We start from the raw sequence: 18,815 nt of genomic DNA, 5'->3' as shown, positions 1-18,815 counted from the left end.
GTCACACCTCCTCAAGGCCGAGGGAGCCGGCCAGCTTGCCGCGGGCGATCGCCTCGACGGAGTCGAGGTAGTCCAGGGTGGCGCGGGCGATCTCGGCGGCGTCGCCGGGCGGCCCGTCGGTGCACAGCGCCCGGTCGGCGGTGTCGGCGATCAGCTCCGCGAGCCGGTCGGCGGCCGGCGGCTCGGGCATCATCGGCTGCGAGATCACGAACCCGTAGAGCACCGACCCGAGGACCGTGAGCCGTTCCTGGCCGGTCAGGCCGGGACGGAGGGCGCCCTGCCGGTCGAGCCTGCCGAGATAGTCCTCGAAGGCGTCGCTGAGCAGCGGGGTCGCCGGGCTGTCCTGTTTCAGCGCGCGGAGCTTGCCCAGCACCTCGCGGTCGCCGACGAGCAGCGCCCTCATCAGCGGGCGCCGCAGCAGCGCGGCGGCGAGCGCGCCGACCAGCTCCCGGAGCGTGGCCGGGGCCGCCTCGCGCACCTCTTGGACCATCAGCACCCGCTCGCGGCGCAGCAGCGCGGAGAAGAGCGCGTCGCGCGTGCGCCAGTGCAGGTAGATGGTGCCCTTGGCGACCCCGGCCTGCCCGGCCACGTCGTCGATCGTGGTCTTGTCGTAGCCCCAGCGCAGGATCAGCTCGGCTGCCGCGTCGAGGATCCGGTGCGCCCGTTCGAGCTGGCGCGCCGGGTCCAGGGGCGGTCGTCCTGCCTTGCCCATCAGCCTCACCCCATAAATGTTTGACTGGATGAGACTATGACGTCATTTAATTAACCGCAAGTTTACCGAGCAGCGCCTCCGCCTCCCCGGCGAACGTCTCGTCCCCCGTCTCCACCGCCCGGGCCAGCAGCACCCCCGCGGCGGCCAGGTCACCGTGCCGGTAGCGGATCTCGCCCGCCCGGCAGGCCGCCTCCGCGACCAGCTCCGGCCGGTCCGTCAGGCCCAGTGTTAGCTCGTAGTAGCGCAGCGCGCCGTCGAGATCACCCAGCCAGTAACACAGCTCGCCCAGGTGCGCCGCGGCCATGCCCGACTCCGGGTCGCCCGCGTCGATCACCCGCTGGTACCAGCCGAGCGCCTCGGGGAAGTCGCGCTCCCGCTTGGCCAGCGCGCCCAGGTACATCGCGCCCAGCGCGCTCGCGTGCCCAGCCCCCGACTCGACCGCCCGGACGTACCACTCCCTGGCCAGGCCCGGGTCGTCGTCGTGATAGGTGTGCCCGATCGCCACCATCGCCCGCACGGCCAGCTCCGCGTCCTCGCCGGCGACGACGCGCTCGTACACCCGCCTGGCCTCGGCCACCTGACCGTCGCCGGCCAGCGCCTGCGCGAGCGCCGTCAGCGCGGGCGGCGCGCCTGACTCCGCCGCCGCCCGCAACGTCCGCAGCGACGCCTCCGTGTCACCCTGGCGCTCCTGCAGCATGCCGAGCAGGCTGCCGAACATCGCCCGCGCCGGGCTCTCGGCGTCACCCGCCTGCCGCTCGGCCAGGCTGTAGAAGGCGTCCTCGTCGCCCTGCTCCTCCAGCAGCTCCAGCAGCCTGCCGCCCGCCACGAACCGCACGTCCGGGTCCTCGTCACCGCCCAGCCGCTCGTACACCGCCCGAGCCTCCGCCGTCCGCCCCAGCTCCGCCAGCCGCCCGGCGATCTCCAGCTCCGTCACCGGGCCGTGCCCGGCCAGCTCGAAGTAGCCCCGCACGGCCGCCGGATCGTCGCACGCCGCCCCGAGCTCGCGCGCCGTCTCGCCCGCGTGCCGTCCCATCCGCGACAGCACCTGCGCGGCGAGCTGGTGCTCGCCACGCCCGGCGGCCTGTCGCGCGAGCACGGCGAGGTTCCCGAGCGCGGTCCCCGCCGCCCCCTGCGGCTCGCCCGGCTGCTCACTCGCCTGGAGCGCGGCGGCGAAGGCGTCGGCCGCGCCCAGCGGGTCGCCGTCCTCGTGCAGCCAGCAGCCCAGGTTGACGCCCGCCCGCGCCGCGGTCTCCGGGTCGCCGGTCTCGATGGCCAGCCACGCCTGCTCGGCCGCCGCGCCGCCGTCACCCCGTGCCCGCAGCGCCTGCGCCAGGTCGCCGCGCACGCCCGGCACCACGTCCGGGTCCCCCGCCTCCATCGCCAGCCGGTACAGCTTCACCGCGCCCGCCAGGTCACCCGTGGACCGGCAGGCGTCACCCCACACCCAGTGGCCCATCGCCACGGTCTGCGGATCACCCGTCGCCACGGCCCGCTCCGCCTGCGCCGGGATCGCGTCGTACTCGCCCCGCTCCAGCAGGTGCACCAGCAGGTGACGCAGGCTCTCCAGGTCACCCGCCGCGGCGCCCTCGCCCAGCGCCGCCCGCGCGCCGTCCGCGTCCCCGAGCTCCTCCAGCAGCTCCGCGAGCTGTACGGCCGCGTCCGGCATCGCCTCACGCACGGCCTCCACCGCGCCCGTCAGATCCCCGCGCCGCCGCCGGGCGATCCCGACCGCGCGCCACGCCGCCCCCGCCGTGGCCGCCTCCCGCGTCGCGGGCAGCAGGCACAGCTCGGCCCGGCAGTGCCGGCCGTCGTCCGACAGCAGCCGGCCCAGCCCCACCCTGGCCTCCGCCGCCACGGCCGGCTCCGCCAGCTCGACGACCAGCCGGTACAGCTCCTCGGCCGCCTCCCCCCTCTCGGCCGCCGCCCGCAGCGTCCCGGCGAACGCCTCCTGCGACGGGCGCGCGGTCAGCAGCCGCCGCACGGTGGCGACGTCCTCGCGGTGCAGCGCCAGCGTCAGCTCCGCCGCCTCCCGGCTGCCGGCCGTCCCGGCCAGGGCGGCCAGCGCGCCCTCCTCGTCCCCCAGCGCCAGCAGCCCCCACGGCAGCTCCTCCGCGCTCGCCGTGCCCAGCCGGGCCCGCCCCGCGCGCGCCGCCCACGGGTCGGCGTCCCGCGCCGCCCCCTCGAACGCCATCCGCGCCCCCTCGGCATCGCCCGCCCGCTCCAGGCTGACCCCGGCGCACACCAGCGTCGCCCCCGCCCCCTCCGGGTCCGCCGCGACCGCCCGCTCGAACGCCTCCCGCGCCCCCGCCGTCTCCCCCGCCTCGGCCAGCATCTCCCCCAGCAGCCTCGCCCCCTCGGCCACCGGCGCCTCCCCCGGCTCCCGGACCGCCAGCTCGCCGGCTACGGCGACCGCCTCGTCCCGGTGCCCGTACGCCCGCAGGAAGGCGGCCAGATGCAGCGGCGCCCCGCTCCCGAACGCCTCCGCCAGCACCTCCCCGGCCCGCTCCGTCCGCCCCGCCGCCACCAGCGCCTCCCCCAGCCCCAGCACGGCCCGCTGATCCCCCGGCTCCACCTCCAACGCCCTCTCAAACGCCCCGACCGCCTCCTCCCACCCCTGTCTTTCACCGAAGGGACCCGCCTCTCTGGAGGGGACGGCCGCCTCCTCCGCGGGCGTCCCCACGGCGGGAAGACCGGAGACCAGCGGCCCTTGGGCCGTCCCCCCGGTGGCCACCGGCCCGCCGAGGGGGGCCGCCTCCCCGGAGGGGGTGGCCGCCTCCTCCTCGGGTGTCCCCCCAGTGGGGGTGGGGGTGGTGGGGGTGGGGTGGGTCAGCAGGGCGTGGCCGGCGGCGCGGAGGGCCGTGGCGGCGAGGGCGGGGTCGTCGCCGGTGGCGGCGAGCTCCCAGGCGGCGATCGCGCCGCGGGTGTCACCGGCGTCGTCGCGCAGGGCGGCGAGGTACAGGGCGGCCTCCTGGCGGCTCTCCTCCTGCCCGGCCGTCAGCACCAGAGAGAGGGCGGCCCCGGCAGCGGCGGGGTCGCCGGTCCGCTGCCAGGCGTGGGCGGCCTGCATGGCCAGCAGGGTGGCCATCCAGAGGCCGCCCTCGGAGGGCAGCGCGGTCATCGCGCGTTCGGCGGCGGCGAAGTCCCGCTCCAGCAGGTTCCTGCCGAACCGCCCCAGCTCGCCGGCGTCGGCGTCGGCAGAGGGGGCCGGGAGCTGGGCGAAGGCGGCGCGGGCGCCGTCGAGGTCGTCGAGACGGAGCCGGGTGAGCCCGAGGAGGGCGGCGTTGCGGGCGCCGGGGACGCGCTCGTAGAGGCGGCAGGCGGCCAGGAGGTCGCCCTGGCGTTCGAGCACCTGGGCCAGCCGGGTGGCGGCTTCGCGGCGCAGCCCGGCGTGGCGGGTCTCCAGGGCCTCGGTGAACGCGGCCCGCGCCTCGGCCAGGTCGTCCCCGGCGAGCCCGCCGAGCGCGTACGCGACCCAGGGGGCGAGCGCGGGGTGGCCGTCGGCGCGGGCGCGGCGCAGCAGGTCGGCGGCCTCGTCGTGCCGGTCGTGGGCGAGGAGGATCTCCTTGAAGACGGCCGCCGTGTAGGAGAGCGCGAACGGGTCGCCGCCGCCCGCGGCCTCGCGGAAGAGCCCGGCCGCTTCCGACAGGTCGTACCCGATGGAGGCGAGCACCTGGGCGAGGACGGCGGTGCCGATGGCGGCGACGGCGGGGTCGGGGTGGCGGGCGGCGGCGCGGTAGCGGAGCAGGCCCTCCTCGCGGCCGAGCCGCTGGTGGTCGACGATCGCCTCCAGGACGGGGTGCAGGCGGTCGCCGGAGGCGCGCAGCAGGTGCAGCAGGAAGGTGGCGCTGAAGCCCTGCATGACGTGTTCGCCTTCGGCCACGTACGACAGCAGTTCGTCGGCCTGCTCGCGGTCGCCTTCGCCGAGTTCCAGCTCGGCGAGCATGACCATGGCGCGTACCGGCTGTTCTGGCCCGCCGGCGTCGGCGGCGCGGCGGAGGAGCCGCCGGGCTTCGGGCAGGTCGCCGGCCTGCAGCCGGGCGAGGCCGGCGTCGGCGTCCTGGAGGGCCTGTTCCTCGGCGGGGTCGGGGAGGGGCTGACGGCGGGCGTCGAGGTCGAGCAGCAGCCCGGCCTTGTACGCGGTGTCGGGGTCGGGGTGCCCGGCGGCGGCGCGTACCAGCTCCATGAGGTCCTCGTACGCGCCGGGGTGGGCGTCCAGCAGCATCGACAGGAGGGTGACGCCGACGGACGACCAGCGGGACTCGCCGGCGTCGAGCACGGGGCGCAGGTGGGTCAGCGCCTCGGTGACCTCGCCGGCCTCGGTGTGCATCTGGGCCAGGCAGGCGTGGGCCTCGACGGCGTACTCGCGCTGGCCGCTGGCGATCACCCGGTGGAAGATCGCCTTGGTGGCGTCCTCGTCGCCGAGCTGGGCGATGACCTTGGCCTGTTCGAGGAGGGCGGGCAGGCGGATGCCGGGCCGGGGGTCCTCGGCGGCCCTGGCGTAGGCGGCGACGGACTCGGCGTACTCGCCGAGGTCCACGAGCACGGCGCCGAGCAGCTTGTACGCGGTGGCGAGGTGGGCGGCGGACCCGGCGGCGATGGCGTGCTCGCACACTTCGCGGGCGGCCTCGAAGTCCTCTTCGTCGGCGTAGTGCTGGTAGAGGCGGAACGCGGTCCGCGACACGGTCTCGGGGTCGCCGCAGGTGAGGAGGCGCCGGTAGTCGTCCTCGTCCTCGGCGGCCTCGTACAGTTCGGCGGGGGTGGCGGTGCCGGCCGGGGTGAAGTCGGGCAGTTCGAGGCGGCCGGCGAGTTCGACGACGGCGGGGCTGTCGCAGCGGCGGGCCCGTTCCAGGGCGGCTTCGGCGCCGGCGAGGTCGCCCAGTTCGGTGCAGACCAGGACGAGCGCCGTCTCGGCGAGCGCGGCGACCTCGAAGTCGGCGCCGTCGGCGGCGATGCCCAGCACCCGGTGCGCGGCCGGCCATTCGCGGGCGGCGACCAGCATGAGGCCCATGGCCATGGCCGAGCGCTGGCCGAACACCGGGTCGCCCGACTGGATCACCGACCGGTGCGCGGCTTCGGCGCCGTCGAGGTCACCGGCCTCCTCCAGCAGGGAGGCCAGCAGGTGTGACGCCTCGGGGTCGCCGGTCGCGGCGATCTCCCGGAACAGCACGGCCGCCTGGTCGAGGTCCCCCGCTTCCCAGCTCCTCATGGCGGGCACGAGCCGTTCTGACGTCATGTAGTCACTCCTTAGTCACCTATAAAGTGAAAAAACTACACACGTGTCACTCGCGTCACAGGGCATTCGGCACACTGAGCGGGTCGTACGGTGGAGGACATGGCCAAGGCGTTCTGGATCGACCAGGAGTTCGACAGGGAGCGCGACGGGCGCTACGCGGCGCACGTGCGCAAGAGCCTGGAGGCGTTCGACTGGGGCGACATCGCGCCGGTGCGGTTCGCATGCGCGGCCTGGCGGCTGGCCACTCCGCCGTCGCTGTCCCCGGGCTACGTGCGCTGGGACCGCCGCGTGCTCGACGCGACCTGTGTGCGCAACACCTGGGACGGCACGCTGAACGCGCGGATCAGGGTCGTGTCGCCGCTGCCGGCCGAGCTGACGCGGACGCGGGCGTGGTGGCGCGACCGGGGCTGGCTGGGCTGGCAGGAGACGTTCGGCCAGTACGTCGAGCCGACCCAGCGCGACCTGGCCCGGCACCCGTTCCTGCGGGCGAGCCTGCTGATCGAGGTGCCGGTGCCGCTCGACGGGCTGCCGCCCGAGCCGGAGGGCCCGCACGACAGGGTCGAGGAGAGCGCCGTGCGGGCCGTGTCGGTGCTGGCCCGCACGCTCAACGACGTGGTGGGGCCGGTGCTGGACCAGCTCGGTTAGGCGCGCGGGTCACGGCGACCACGGCGGCGGCGAGCGGGAAGAGGGCGACGACCATCAGCGTGCGGTGCAGCGGCATCGCGTCCGACAGCGCCCCGGCGACGGCGGAGCCCACGCCGCCGCCGACGAAGAATGTCAGGTTGAGCAGCCCCATCCCGGCCCCGCGCAGCGGGAGCGGCAGCCGCGCCGACATCTCGCCGGTGATCACGACCTGGGTGACAGCGAACGCGGCGAGGCTCATCGAGGCCGCCGCCACGGCGGGCCACGGTCCTCCCCAGCCCGTCGCGGTGACGGCCAGGGCGACCGCCGCCGCCAGCGCGGTGCCGCCCAGCAGCAGGCGGGCCCCGCGCGCCCCGAGGCGTCCGGCGCGGCGTGACAGCACCGCGCCGACCACGGCGCCGGGCAGCAGCGCCAGGCCGACCATGAGGACGCTCCACCCGTACGTGGCGGCCAGGAACTGCGGGATCACGTACATGGCGGCGAACAGGGCGCCGAAGACGCCCGCGCCGATCGCGGCGGCGATCCGGCAGGCCCCGTCGCCGATCACCTGGCGCGGCACGAAGCCGTCCGGCCGCCGGGCGGTCCACCAGGCCAGCGCGGCGGCGGCGAGCACGAGCACCATGGCGAGCGCCAGGATCACGGGGAGGCCGAGCTTGAGCGTCCTGGCCTGGATGAGCACGATCAGCGTGCTCACGGTCACGGTCAGCGCGGCGGCCCCGGTGACGTCGAGCGGGCGGCGCGAGCCGGGGCGCACGGCCAGGCGCAGGCAGAACGGCACGGCCAGGACCGACAGCACCGGCAGCACGAGGGTGGCGCGCCAGCTCAGCCCGGTCGTCACCAGCCCGCCGAGCAGCGTCGCGCCGGAGGCGAAGAGCGCCAGGACGACGCCGTACCCGGCGAGCACGCGCGGGCGCTCACCGGGGGCCACGCCCGCGAGCAGCGCGACGGCGACCGCCGACGCGCCGCCGGACCCGGCGGCCAGCAGCAGCCGGCCGGTGACCAGGACGCCGAGGGACGGCGCCAGGACGCACACGAGCGCGCCGGCGGCGAGCGTCAGCGAGGCGATCAGCAGCGTGAGGCGCGCTCCCCGGGAGTCGGCCAGCCGCCCGGACACGGCGGTGCCGACGCCGAGCGCGAGCGCGTGCGCGGTCAGCACCCAGGCGACCTGGGCGGGCCCGGCGCGCAGTTCGGCGGCGACCTCGGGCAGGGCCACGGCGGCGGCCGTGACGCCGAAGATCGCCGGGCCGAACAGGCCGCCGAGCCGCACGGCCGTCGAGACCGGCCCGATGGCCGCCGCCCCGGTCGCGGCGACGGGCGCGGCGGTCATCGGGAGCTCCGCGGCGACGTCCAGGCGGCGGCGTCCGCGAAGTGCACGTCGTAGCGCTCCTGCTCCGGCAGCAGAGTGTCGAAGGACGCCGAGCCGTGCTGGATCCTGGCGAGCTGACGGAAGTACCCGAACCGCTCGACGCCCGGCGTCAGGACGGACAGCAGCTCGGCGCCCGTCCCCGGGGCCGCGCCGAACGCGTGGACCAGCCCCGGCGGCACGACGACCAGCCCGCCTGCCGCGACGGTCACCGCCTCCTCGCCGAGCAGGAACTCCAGCGCCCCGTCCAGGACGTAGAACAACTCGGTGGAGAGCGCGTGGTGATGCGGCCTGGCGCCGTCGCGGCCCGGCCCCAGCGTGAGCCGGTTGGCGCCGAGCGCGCCCCCGGTGGCGCTCGCGTCGGTGAGCAACGTGAACGCCCCGCCCCCGGGGAGGCCGACGACCTCCGCCGCCCCGGCGTGCACGACATGAGCCTGCGATGTGGTCATATCCGTTTCCCTTCAGGTTCGGGGTTCATTCGATCCCGGGAACAAGCCGTGAACCAGAAGCGGTTATGACCTGCAGTCATCACCGATCGAGATGAATCGAGGGGCGCCGGTGGAGCTGCGGCAGCTCGCGTACTTCGCAGCGGTCGCCGAGGAGGGCGGGTTCGGCCGCGCGGCCGAGCGGCTGAGCATCGTGCAGTCGGCGGTGAGCCAGCAGATCCGCCGCCTCGAACGCGAGCTGGGCGTGCCGCTGTTCGACCGGTCGACCCGGCACGTGCGGCTGACCGGCGCGGGCGAGCGGCTGCTGCCCGAGGCGCGGGCCGTGCTGGCCGCCGCGGACCGCACCCGGCAGGTGGCCGCCGACATCCGCGCGGGCGCCGACGGCGTCCTGCGCCTGGGGATCGTGCAGGGGCCCGGCGACCGGATCTTCCGGACGCTGAACGAGCTGGCCGCCCGCGCCCCGCGTCTCCAGGTCCGCCCGCGCCGCCTGCCGCTGCCCGCCCGGCTGGCGGCCGTGCGGTCGGGCGAGCTCGACGCGGCCCTGGTCCGCGCGCTCGGCGACGCGCCGGGCTTGGAGCTGCTCCCGATCTGGACGGACCCGCTCTACGTGGCGCTGCCCGCCGGGCACCGGATGGCGGGCGCGGCGGAGCTCCGGCTGGAGGACCTCGCGGACCTCCCGCTCCGGCTCGCCCCCCGCGAGGACAACCCGCCCTTCCACGACCTGGTCACCGACGCCTGCCGGGAGGCGGGGGTCGCGCCGCCTCCCGGGCCGCCGTTCACGACGTTCCAGGAGACGCTCGCCGGCATCGGCGCGGGCGCCCCGTCGTGGACGGTCTTCTACGAGGTCACCACCCTGCCGGAGATCCCCCGGGTGGTCATCCGCCCGCTCGCCGGGCTCACGCTGACCACCTCGCTGGCCGTCGCCCCCGGCCCGCCGGCCCCCGCCGTCCGCCACCTGCTGGACGCGCTGGCCGCCGTCACCTGACGGCCCCGGGTCAGGCGCCCTTGGCGCCGTCGATCAGCTCGCGCAGGATGTCCAGGTGGCCGTTGTGGCGGGCGGTCTCCTCCGTCATGTGGCCGATGATCCAGCGCAGCGTGAGGTGGTCGCCCCGGCTGTCGGTACGCGCCGACGTGGCGTCCAGGCCGACGTCCGCGACGAGCTCGTCGACGAGCGCGCACTGCGCCTCGTACTCGGCCAGCACCCGCTCCAGCGGCAGCTCCAGCGCGGCGGTGAACTCGGCGTCGGGGTCCGCCTCGGTCCACGGGCCCCGGTCCTCGCGGCCCAGGAACATCACCTCGAACCACCAGTGCTCGTTCCAGCGCAGGTGGTTGACCACGCCGGCGACGGTCATGAGAGGCGAGGCCGGCAGGGGCGCCTTCCTGGCGTCGGCGTCGGAGAGCCCTTCGCACTTGTGGCGGGCGGTGTCGCGCGCGTAGCGGTGAAACGCGGTCAGCGTGGCTCGCTCGTCCCACGTCGCGGGAGTGTCGGTCCTCTGCATCGCCCAAGCATGCCCGATCATCGCCGGGGTAGCAGTGGCTCATGAGAATCGTTCCCGGGGTGCTGGCGCTGGCGCTGGTCACCGGCTGCGCCATCGACACCGCCGGGCCGGCCCGCGCGGCCGAGCGGTTCCGCGCCGCGCTCGCCGCCCAGCAGGCGGAGGCGGCCTGCGCGATGCTGGCCAGGAAGACGGCCGAGAACCTGCCCGATCGCGGCCAGAGCTGCCCGGAGGCGCTGCGCGAGCTGAACCTGGGCGATCCCGGCGGGGTGACCGAGGTGACCGTCTGGGGTGACACCGCGCTGGTCAGGCTCGCGGGCGACACGCTCTTCCTCCAGCGCTACACCGACGGGTGGCGGGTCAAGGCGGCCGGCTGCGAGCCGGTGCCCGATCTCCCCTACGACTGCGAGGTGGAGAACTGATGCGGGTGATGTTCACGCTGACCCTGATCATCATCGTGTCGGGGCTGATCTTCTTCTTCGGGATGGGGCTTTCGCACCTATGAGACGCATCAGGGACAACGCACTGTCGATCGCGTTCATGACGCTGTTCCTGCTGTGCCTGGCCGGGCAGGGGCTCGCGGGCATGCTCGGCCACAATGAGCAGCAGCTCGTCGAGGGCGGCCAGCCGGTGGGCTACCTGGACTACGTCACGTCCTCGGCCTTCGCGGTCAACGTGGCGGAGAACTGGCAGTCGGAGTATCTGCAGTTCCTGCTGTTCATCCTGTTCACCATCTGGATGGTGCAGCGCGGGTCGCCCGAGTCGAAGGAGCCCGGCAAGGAGGGCGCCGAGTCGGACGAGGAGCAGCAGATCGGCCCCTACGCGGACGCCGACTCGCCGGCCTGGGCGCGGGCCAGGGGGTTGCGGCTGTGGCTGTTCAGCAACTCGCTGGGGCTCACGATGGGGACGATCTTCGTGCTGTCGTGGCTGGCCCAGTCGGTGGCGGGGCTGGCCTCGTACAACGCCGAACGGCTCAGCGCCCTGCGCGATCCCGTCACCTGGGGCGGCTACGTGACCTCGCCCGACTTCTGGGACCGCAGCCTGCAGAACTGGCAGTCGGAGCTGCTGGCCGTGCTGTCGATGGTGGTGCTCTCCATCTACCTGCGCCAGCGCGGCTCGCCCGAGTCCAAGCCGGTCGGCGCGGCGCACACGGCGACAGGCGTGGAGGGCTGAGGCGGCCAAGGCTCGCCGGTGATGACGGCGACGATCCGGGTGCCCGCCGCGAAGTGGCCACGCCGTACGAGGTCGAGCACGCCGTAGAGCATCTTGGCGACGTACACCCTCTCGACCCGGTGCTCGGCGGCGAACCGGTCGAGCTCGGGGGTGGTGCGGGCGTAGCCGCCGAAGTGGTAGTCGAGGTTGACCGCCCAGTTGGGCCGGACGCGCCCGTACGCCTCGCGTTGCAGCCTGGCCACCTCGCCCGCCAGGAACCCGGCCCCCTTGAGCACCGCGAACCCGAGCGCCCGGCGGCCCTCCGGCAGCCCGGCCGCGATGCCCGCCAGCGTGCCGCCGGTGCCCACCGGGCAGCAGATCACGTCGTACGGGCCGGTGATCTCCGCGGGGAGCTCGGCGCAGCCGCGGACGGCGGCGGCGTTGCTGCCTCCCTCGGGCAGGATCGTCACCTCGCCCCACCGCTCCCGCAGCATCGCCTCGATCTCGGGCGTGTGCTTGCGCCGGTAGGCGGCGCGGTCGAGGTAGTCGAGCCGCATCCCGCAGGAGACGGCGTAGGCGAGCGACGGGTTGAGCGGCAGGTGCTCCTCGCCGCGGATCACGCCGATCGTCTCGAACCCGTGGCGCCGCCCGGCCGCCGCGACCGCCCGGATGTGGCCGGAGTAGGCGCCGCCGAAGGTGAGCACGCGGGCGTGGCCGAGGTTGTGGCGGAGCTTGCGCGCCTTGTTGTCGTCGCGCTTGAGGAAGACGCGCACGGGACCGGGTGCCGGAAGCTCCTGCATGCCTCTCCTTCGCCCCGTGGTGCCCGTGGCGCTAGTCTACGGTCGGGCCAATGTTGAGGAGTGTTGGATTATGCGGGTTGTTGAAGCTTTCCGTGCCGCGTACGGCTCGGACCCCGAGACGGTCTGGCACGCGCCCGGCCGCGTCAACCTGATCGGCGAGCACACCGACTACAACGACGGCTTCGTGCTGCCGTTCGCGGTGCCGTGGGGCGTCACCGCCGCCGTCACGCCGCGCGCGGACCGCACGATCCGCCTGCTCTCGCTGCAGTCCGGCTCCCCCGAGCCCGTCACGATCGCCGCCCATGAGGAGTCGCGCGGCTGGACCCGCTACGTCGTCGGCGTCCTGGCCATGCTGGGCGACCGGGTGCCCGGCGCCGACATCGCGGTCGACGGCGACGTGCCGCAGGGCGCCGGGCTGAGCTCCAGCGCCGCCCTGGAGGTGTCGGTCGCCTCCGCGCTCGACGACCTGCACGGCCTCGGCCTGACTCCCATGGAGATCGCGCTGCTCTCCCAGCGCGCCGAGAACGACTTCGTCGGCATGCCCTGCGGCATCATGGACCAGGCCGCCTCCGCGCTGTGCAAGGAGGGCCAGGCGCTGTTCCTCGACTGCCGCTCGCTCGGCTCCCGGGGCATCCCGCTCGACCTGGCGGCCGAGGGGCTGAGCACGCTGATCATCGACACCGGCGTGCACCACGAGCACGCGGGCGGCGAGTACGCCAAGCGGCGCGCCGAGTGCGAGTCGGCGGCCCGCAAGCTGGGCGTCGAGGCGCTGCGCGACGTGGACGACCTGGCCGGGGCGCTGGAGCTGCTGCAGGGCGACGAGCGCAAGCGCGTCATGCACGTGGTGACCGAGAACCACCGGGTGGAGGCGCTGGTCGGGATGCTGCGCGCGGGCAAGCCCGCCGAGATCGGCGCGCTGCTCAACGCCTCACACCTGTCGCTGCGCGACCAGTACGAGGTGTCCTCGCCGGAGCTGGACGTGGCCGTGGAGGCCGCGATCCGGGGCGGCGCCCGGGGCGCCCGCATGACCGGCGGCGGCTTCGGCGGCTCGGCGATCGCGCTGGTCGCCGAGGACCGCCTCGACAGCGTCAAGGCGTCGGTCTCGGCCGCCTACGCCGAGCGCTCCTGGGCCGCGCCCCGCTTCCTGCCGGCCACCCCGGCCCGGGGCGCCCACCGCGTCTCCTGACCGAGCGGCCCCCTGGCTCACAGCGGGGGGAAGTTCGGCGGGCGGCGCTCCAGGAAGCTCGCCACGCCCTCGGCGAAGTCGGGCCGCCCGAACGAGGCGGCCATCTCCCGGGCGGCCGCTCGCGCCGCCTCCTCCAGCGACGCCGTCCAGTCGCCCCACACCTGCCGCTTGATCACCGCCATCGAGGCGGGCGACACGTTCGCGGCCAGGTCGGCCGCGTACCGCTGGGCGTGCTCCAGCAGCTCGCCGCCCGGCAGCGCGCGGTTGGCCAGGCCCAGCTCGTACGCCTCCCGCCCGGTGAAGGTGCGGCCGGACAGGAGCACGTCCATCGCCCGCTGCTGGCCCATGACGCGGGGCAGCACCCACGACAGCCCGTACTCGGCGATGAGGCCGCGCCGCGAGAAGGCGGTGGTCCACTTGGCGTCCTCGGCGGTGAAGACCAGGTCGCAGACCAGGGCGTGGACCATGCCGAGCCCGGCGCAGGCGCCGTTGACGGCCGCGACGACCGGCTTGGCGACGGTCGTGGGGAAGGTGACGGGCCGGGGGTCGGGCTCCTCGTCGTAGCTGCCGGTCTGGATGGACGCCAGCGTCTGGAAGTCGGCGCCCGAGCAGAACCCCCGGCCCGCCCCGGTCACCACGATCGCCCGCACGTCCGGGTCCTTCTCCGCCTGCTCCAGCAGGTCGAAGTAGCGGCGGCCCAGGTCGCCGGTCCAGGCGTTGAGCCGGTCGGGACGGTTGAAGGTGAGGGTGAGCACGCCCCGGTCGAGGGCGGAGAGCACGAGTTCGGCCATGCTTAACAGAAGCATGTTCTAGGCCGGGGGTGCAAGGCGGCTCAGTGCCGGGGCACGAAGTTCGGCGTGAGCGTCGGGTTGTCGTAGTAGCGGTGGAAGACCGGGGTGACGCCGCCGGAGATGGGCGGCACGATCCACGACCAGTCGGCGGGGCAGGTGCGCCCGGCCTTCTCCTCGCGCGCCAGGTGAGTCAGGAAGCGGCTCGACTCCGTGTGGTGGTCGGTCATCGTCACCCCCGCCGCCGCGAACGAGTGCAGCACCGCCACGTTCAGCTCCACCAGCGCGTGGTCGCGCCAGAGCGAGCGCTCGGTGGAGGTGTCCAGGCCGAGCCGGGCGGCGACCGCCGGGAGCTGGTCGTAGCGGTCGGCGTCGGCCAGGTTGCGCGCCCCGATCTCCGCGCCCATGTACCAGCCGTTGAACGGCGCGCACGGGTAGCCGACGCCGCCGATCTCCAGGCACAGATTGGAGATCGCCGGGACCGCGTGCCAGCGCAGCCCCAGCTCGACGAACCAGGCGAACTCCGGATGCGTGATCGGCACCTCCAGCACCGCGTCCCCCGGCAGGTTCGCCAGCAGCGGCCTGCCGCCCGTGCCGGGGTCGACGACCAGCGGCAGCACGTCGAACCTGCCTCCGCCGCCGCCCCGCCACCCCAGCTCGCGGGCCAGCGCCGTGAACGCCACATAGCGCGGGTCCCCGGCGACCGAGCCGTCCGGCCGCCGGTATCCCGCGTAGCGGACAAGCTGCTCGTTCAGCACCCTCGGCGCGGGGCGGCCGGGCGCGTCGGGCGGGAACACCGTGATCGTCGGCCGGATCCGGCCGTCGCCGGTGGCCTCGCGCAGGTGCGCCACGCACTCCACGGCCACCCCCTCGGCCCCGGTGACGTGCCGCCGGTCACGCACCCTCAGCGACTTCCAGTAGAGGCGGCCGATGCAACGATTGCTGTTGCGCCAGGCCACCCGGGCGCCGAACCGCAGCTCCTCACCGGTGTGGGTGTAGGTGCCCCGGCGGGCGATCTCCCGGGCGACGTCACGTAACCGGGCGTTCAGGCCGCCGCCCGGGTTCTCGGCATGGAAGAGCCTGATGAACCGCTCGGCTTCCCGGGCGTCGGTACGGGGCTCGGTGGGGCGCAGGGACTTGATCCAGGTACGCACGCAGTAACCAGCACATTTCCGTTCACGGAGCGCCCCGCCGATTCCGGGTCGGCGGCGTCTCCTGCTGGCGGCGTCCTCTCCACGCCACCGTCCCGGGCTTGTCCGCGGCAGCCGCCCCGAGACGGACCCCGGCGCGACGGTCCCATCCTTACCCGCCGATCCCTCCCGTGTCCGGCAAAACACGAAACCGCGTAACCTGCCGACTACACCGGGCTACCTGCGCCTCAACGTCCGGAAACGACTCAGGCCCCCTTCCGGTGTCGGAAGGGGGCCTGAGGTGGGCAAGCTCCCGCGATAGGACTCGAACCAGGCTCTTGCCGTGCTTATCAGTTCGAAGGGATTCACAGGTGCTGTTGGTCGGTCAACCGGGTCCGATCCGGTCAAGATTCGTTCACGTGGCGTGGCTCCCGACTTGGCTCCCCTTCGGCCCGTCAGCCAATCACGCTTCGGCTGCTGTGCGCTGTTGGGGCTGTCCGTAGCCCTCCCCTTTCAGTTAACTGAAGGAGCGGGATTCTCACGGGCACCTACTCTGACCTGCACGTACAGTCCACGGGCGTTTAATGACCATTCGGAACTCATCCGATCGCAGCATACGGGCGCGCAATCCATGCCCGTCTGGTGCGCCACTACTGATGTACGGCTCTGGTTGCTGACGATCCCCATCAGATGTCGGTCACCAGCGGTACGATGTGGTCCACAACTCAATACGCATTTCTCGCCACTCACGACTGCGACCGACCACCTGGCGCTCGCAGTCAGCCACCCGAGAAACCCCCGACCGGATGCGACCGACCGTCTCGGCGCTCGCACCCAGAAGCCGGAGAAGCGAATGATCTCCCAGGAGACCCAGGACGCCGTGTGCCACGTGCAGCGGCAGGTCCTCAGCAGCGTCGACTTCGCGACGCAGGAGCGCGGCGAGCGCGCCCTTGACGAACTGCTTCGTCACCCCGAGAACACCCTCCCGGAGCACTACCAGCGCCGCAACGCGATCCGGCACGCGCGCTGGGGCATGATGCGACAGGGCAAGAAGAGTGCCTTCACTTCGCTCGACGACTCGGGGCAGTTCGAGTCGACCATCGAGGACATCATCGCCGTCGACGAGACCGGCTTTGGGGTCGTCGACGTTTTGCACTGGCTCGACACCTCGACCGCGCTGCGCCCCGCCGACCGTGCACTCCTCGGCTCCCTGGCCAGCGGCCACGACGCCGACACCTTGGCGGTGCTGCACGGAATCCCGGTGAGGCGCATGCGCGAGCGCATCTCTCGTGCCCGTAGCCGCGCCTGGGCCATCTACCAGGCGGAGGTGCTGGCCGCGTGAGCACCCGCCGCTACCGCCTCAAGCCCTGGCTGATCCGCGCCCTCATCCCGGAGGGTGTGATGGGCTCCTATGTCCTCTGGGGCCCCGCCGCGCCCGTGTACGTCGGCCGGAGCGAAACCAGTCTGCGGCGTCGCCTGATCGAGCACTCGCAGAACTGGCCCAACTCCTTTTTCACCTACGACGTGGCGTTCACAGCACAGAACGCCTACACCATGGAGTGCAGTCTGTTCCATGCGCTCGGCGACCGTACGACTAACGTCGATCACCCGCAGCGCAGTGCGGCAAGCGACCCGGGCTGTCCCTTCTGTTTGGACACCCTGAAGGAAATCCGCTCCAACCGCCTGCGGCTCAAGACCGTTTCCACCTAACCAACCCATCGCCCGAGACGCAGATTGCACCTCAGGCAGACGAAAGGAATCTCATGACCGCCCACCCGACATTCCAGACGCCTTCGCTTGCGTCACCGCACACCTCCCACATCATCGAGGTGGACAAGGCGCTGGAGAGCATGCGCGACGCCGGCTTCGACCTGCTGGCCGCCGCTGGCGAGCCGATCGACAATTCGATCGAAGCTAACGCCACGATCATCCGGATCGAACCGACCCACTCCAAGGACAAGAAGCACATCACCGAGCTGGCCTTCGCCGACAACGGTCGCGGCATCGATCTTGCGATGCTCCCGCAGGTGCTCAAGATGGGCTACTCCAGCCGCTACGGCCAGCGCTCGGGGCTGGGCCGCTTCGGCGTCGGGCTCAAGCTCGCCGCCTTGAGTGTCGGCACCCGGATCGAGGTGGTCACTCGTCCGGCGGGGAGTGACAAGTACTACCGCGCCTTCCTCGACCTCAAGCTCATCAAAAACCGCGAGCAGGAGTTCATCGAAGCCGTCAAGGTGGAGGGCTGGCCGGCTGAGCACGCCCACCTCATGGTGGACGAGAAGGGCAAGCCGTTCGAGAGCGGCACGCTAGTCCTCTGGCAGGACATCGACCGCCTGTCGAGCGGCGGCACGTACGGTACGTCCCTCGAAAGCAAGATCCAGGACCTCCGTAAGTCGATCGCGCGAGTGTATCGCGAGTTCATCGACAACGGTCTGGTGATCACGCTGGAAGGCAAGCAGACCACCTTGCACGACCCGCTGTTTCTGCTCGACAACCCGCGCATCGAGGCCCGCTACCGTGGGCGCAAGGACATCACGCCTGACCAGCTCAGGGGAAGAATCTTCGATGAGACCATCCTGACGATCGACGGGCACGACGTCCGCGTGACCGTCTCGATCGCTCCGGAAGTCTTCCGCCACCGTATGGGTGATGGTGGTGAGAAGGATATCGATGGCAGGGACATCCGCGAGTTTCAGATCAACCAGGAGAACGAGGGGCGCATCAGCATGATGCGCAACGGCCGGGAGATCTACTACGACATCGTGCCCCGCATGCTGCCGTCCGGCGTCAAGGTCGGCGACCGCTACATCGGCATCGAGGTCTCCTTCCCGGCCGACCTGGACGAGTACTTCCAGGTTCGTCACGTCAAGCGGGGGGCCGAGCCCGTGAGCAAGCTACGTGAGGCCCTGCGCGACTGGCTCAAGCGGACCGTGATCCAGGCACGCAAGGAAATCCGTCGCCACTGGACTGATGTCGCGGTGGCCGCCCAGGCCGCGAGCGGCGACGGGCGGAGCTCGGTGATTCAGGAGGTGGTCGACCGCTCGGAGCAGACCGCTCCACGTGGTCAGGCGGGACTGGATCTAACGCCCGAGGAGGAGAACGCGAAGGTCGACGAAATCCTCGCGGACCTTGACATCGACCCAGAGACTGACGCGGCAACGGCGGACAAGATCCGTGCGCAGATCCTGGAACACCCGTTGACCATCCTTGACGGCAACTGGCCGGGCAAGGAGCTCATGGCCATCGATCACCTGAACGGTAAGGCGACTCTTAGGCTGAACCACCGCCACCCATTCATCCGCAACATCTACGACGCCCTGAAGGACTCAGCGAACCGCCAGTTCGACGAGCAGGAGCCGGCGGACATGCACGACCTGATCCGTCGGACGTGGATGAGCCTCGACATGCTCTTCCTGGCCTACGCGAAGGCGGAGAACCTGCACCGCGACCCGGACATCTTCGACAACCTCCGAAGCTACTGGGGCCAGCACACTCAGGCCTACATGAAGGAACTCGCCAAGGAAGAGGGCTAACCGCCCCCTTACGGCTTAACCATGAACACCCCGCCCAGGCAATCTTGAGCGGGGTGTTCCCATTGCGGCGCGGCTCACTGAAGTCGGCACTCAAGCTGTGGATCGGGTGGCGGCGTTGTCTACCGGAGCCGCTCGTGACCCTTCGCTTGTAAGCACAGATAATGAGCATCTGAGCTGGTATTTGCCCTGATAGACAAGGGGTTTCGAGTGCTGGATTGTGCACTGGCGAGCGGGACAGGCGCTCCAGATGTCACTCAGTTTGCCGCGACGACGTCGGCGGCAACCGTGAGCTTGCGAGCCGGGACAGCACGCCTTGTAGTCCCGGGTTGTTGCTCAT

The 18,815-nt window shown here is 72.8% G+C and carries 16 protein-coding genes; 8 read left to right on the top strand and 8 right to left on the bottom strand.

Translation table 11 applies throughout. The features are described from left to right. Position 1: 1 nt before the first annotated feature. Together ACBI99_RS37905 and ACBI99_RS37900 are read right to left on the bottom strand one after the other, a co-directional pair. A complete protein-coding gene (locus tag ACBI99_RS37905; RefSeq protein ID WP_219508043.1) occupies positions 2-712 on the bottom strand; it encodes a TetR/AcrR family transcriptional regulator in 711 nt (236 codons plus the stop codon). Between the two features lie 46 nt (positions 713-758). Then, on the bottom strand, positions 759-5,945 hold the full coding sequence (locus tag ACBI99_RS37900; RefSeq protein WP_375074684.1) for a tetratricopeptide repeat protein: 5,187 nt from the start codon (positions 5,943-5,945) through the stop codon (positions 759-761). Between the two features lie 99 nt (positions 5,946-6,044). Here ACBI99_RS37900 and ACBI99_RS37895 point away from each other — a divergent pair, with 99 nt between their 5' ends. Further along, complete coding sequence (locus ACBI99_RS37895; protein WP_246647159.1) at positions 6,045-6,590, top strand: hypothetical protein; 546 nt, start codon at positions 6,045-6,047, stop codon at positions 6,588-6,590. Here the strand turns inward: ACBI99_RS37895 and ACBI99_RS37890 are convergent. Together ACBI99_RS37890 and ACBI99_RS37885 are read right to left on the bottom strand one after the other, a co-directional pair. Further along, positions 6,550-7,914, bottom strand: coding sequence for an MFS transporter (locus ACBI99_RS37890; RefSeq protein ID WP_375074683.1), 1,365 nt, complete (start codon positions 7,912-7,914; stop codon positions 6,550-6,552). The genes ACBI99_RS37895 and ACBI99_RS37890 overlap by 41 nt on opposite strands. Then, positions 7,911-8,399, bottom strand: coding sequence for a cupin domain-containing protein (locus ACBI99_RS37885; RefSeq protein ID WP_219518279.1), 489 nt, complete (start codon positions 8,397-8,399; stop codon positions 7,911-7,913). The genes ACBI99_RS37890 and ACBI99_RS37885 overlap by 4 nt, the downstream gene beginning before the upstream one ends. A gap of 109 nt (positions 8,400-8,508) precedes the next feature. Here ACBI99_RS37885 and ACBI99_RS37880 point away from each other — a divergent pair, with 109 nt between their 5' ends. Continuing rightward, positions 8,509-9,381 carry a LysR family transcriptional regulator gene (locus ACBI99_RS37880; protein ID WP_375074682.1) on the top strand — a complete coding sequence of 291 codons (873 nt, stop codon included), beginning with the start codon at positions 8,509-8,511 and terminating at the stop codon, positions 9,379-9,381. Positions 9,382-9,391: 10 nt separating this feature from the next. Here the strand turns inward: ACBI99_RS37880 and ACBI99_RS37875 are convergent, their stop codons facing one another. Continuing rightward, on the bottom strand, positions 9,392-9,895 hold the full coding sequence (locus ACBI99_RS37875; RefSeq protein WP_219518283.1) for a DinB family protein: 504 nt from the start codon (positions 9,893-9,895) through the stop codon (positions 9,392-9,394). 41 nt (positions 9,896-9,936) lie between these two features. On the opposite strand from ACBI99_RS37875, the gene ACBI99_RS37870 reads away from it, so the two are divergent. Together ACBI99_RS37870 and ACBI99_RS37865 are read left to right on the top strand one after the other, a co-directional pair. Beyond that, positions 9,937-10,314 (top strand): hypothetical protein, encoded by a 378-nt coding sequence (locus ACBI99_RS37870; protein WP_219518285.1) that lies wholly within the window; start codon positions 9,937-9,939, stop codon positions 10,312-10,314. A 79-nt stretch (positions 10,315-10,393) separates the two neighbouring features. Then, entirely contained in the window at positions 10,394-11,065 is a 672-nt protein-coding gene (locus ACBI99_RS37865) for a DUF6766 family protein (protein ID WP_357591956.1), read from the top strand. On the opposite strand, the gene ACBI99_RS37860 is transcribed toward ACBI99_RS37865, so the two are convergent. Then, positions 10,990-11,844 carry a 1-aminocyclopropane-1-carboxylate deaminase/D-cysteine desulfhydrase gene (locus ACBI99_RS37860; RefSeq protein WP_375074681.1) on the bottom strand — a complete coding sequence of 285 codons (855 nt, stop codon included), beginning with the start codon at positions 11,842-11,844 and terminating at the stop codon, positions 10,990-10,992. The two genes, ACBI99_RS37865 and ACBI99_RS37860, sit on opposite strands and share 76 nt — an antisense overlap. A 70-nt stretch (positions 11,845-11,914) precedes the next feature. Between ACBI99_RS37860 and galK the strand changes: the two genes are divergently transcribed. Beyond that, on the top strand, positions 11,915-13,030 hold the full coding sequence (gene galK / locus ACBI99_RS37855; RefSeq protein WP_219518291.1) for a galactokinase: 1,116 nt from the start codon (positions 11,915-11,917) through the stop codon (positions 13,028-13,030). Positions 13,031-13,047: 17 nt separating this feature from the next. On the opposite strand, the gene ACBI99_RS37850 is transcribed toward galK, so the two are convergent. Together ACBI99_RS37850 and ACBI99_RS37845 are read right to left on the bottom strand one after the other, a co-directional pair. After that, a complete protein-coding gene (locus ACBI99_RS37850; protein WP_219518292.1) occupies positions 13,048-13,821 on the bottom strand; it encodes an enoyl-CoA hydratase-related protein in 774 nt (257 codons plus the stop codon). A gap of 41 nt (positions 13,822-13,862) precedes the next feature. Further along, positions 13,863-14,972, bottom strand: a complete 1,110-nt coding sequence (locus tag ACBI99_RS37845; protein WP_375074680.1) for a nitric oxide synthase oxygenase — start codon at positions 14,970-14,972, stop codon at positions 13,863-13,865. An 829-nt stretch (positions 14,973-15,801) separates the two neighbouring features. Here ACBI99_RS37845 and ACBI99_RS37840 point away from each other — a divergent pair. Genes ACBI99_RS37840 through ACBI99_RS37830 form a run of 3 tightly spaced genes read left to right on the top strand, consistent with a single transcriptional unit; the run spans position 15,802 to position 18,478 of the window. Continuing rightward, the gene (locus tag ACBI99_RS37840; protein ID WP_375074679.1) at positions 15,802-16,290 is read left to right on the top strand and encodes a hypothetical protein; all 489 of its coding nucleotides are present in this window, start codon (positions 15,802-15,804) and stop codon (positions 16,288-16,290) included. Continuing rightward, positions 16,287-16,658 (top strand): GIY-YIG nuclease family protein, encoded by a 372-nt coding sequence (locus ACBI99_RS37835; RefSeq protein ID WP_375074678.1) that lies wholly within the window; start codon positions 16,287-16,289, stop codon positions 16,656-16,658. The genes ACBI99_RS37840 and ACBI99_RS37835 overlap by 4 nt, the downstream gene beginning before the upstream one ends. Before the next feature lie 53 nt (positions 16,659-16,711). Further along, positions 16,712-18,478, top strand: a complete 1,767-nt coding sequence (locus ACBI99_RS37830) for an ATP-binding protein (protein ID WP_375074677.1) — start codon at positions 16,712-16,714, stop codon at positions 18,476-18,478. Positions 18,479-18,815 lie beyond the last annotated feature (337 nt).

The sequence above is a fragment of the Nonomuraea sp. ATR24 genome (genome assembly GCF_041950485.1).
In the GTDB taxonomy this organism is placed as follows: Bacteria; Actinomycetota; Actinomycetes; order Streptosporangiales; family Streptosporangiaceae; genus Nonomuraea; species Nonomuraea ceibae.
The sequence above is the reverse complement of the archived record's forward strand: the minus strand, read 5'-3'. Positions and strand labels throughout refer to the sequence as shown.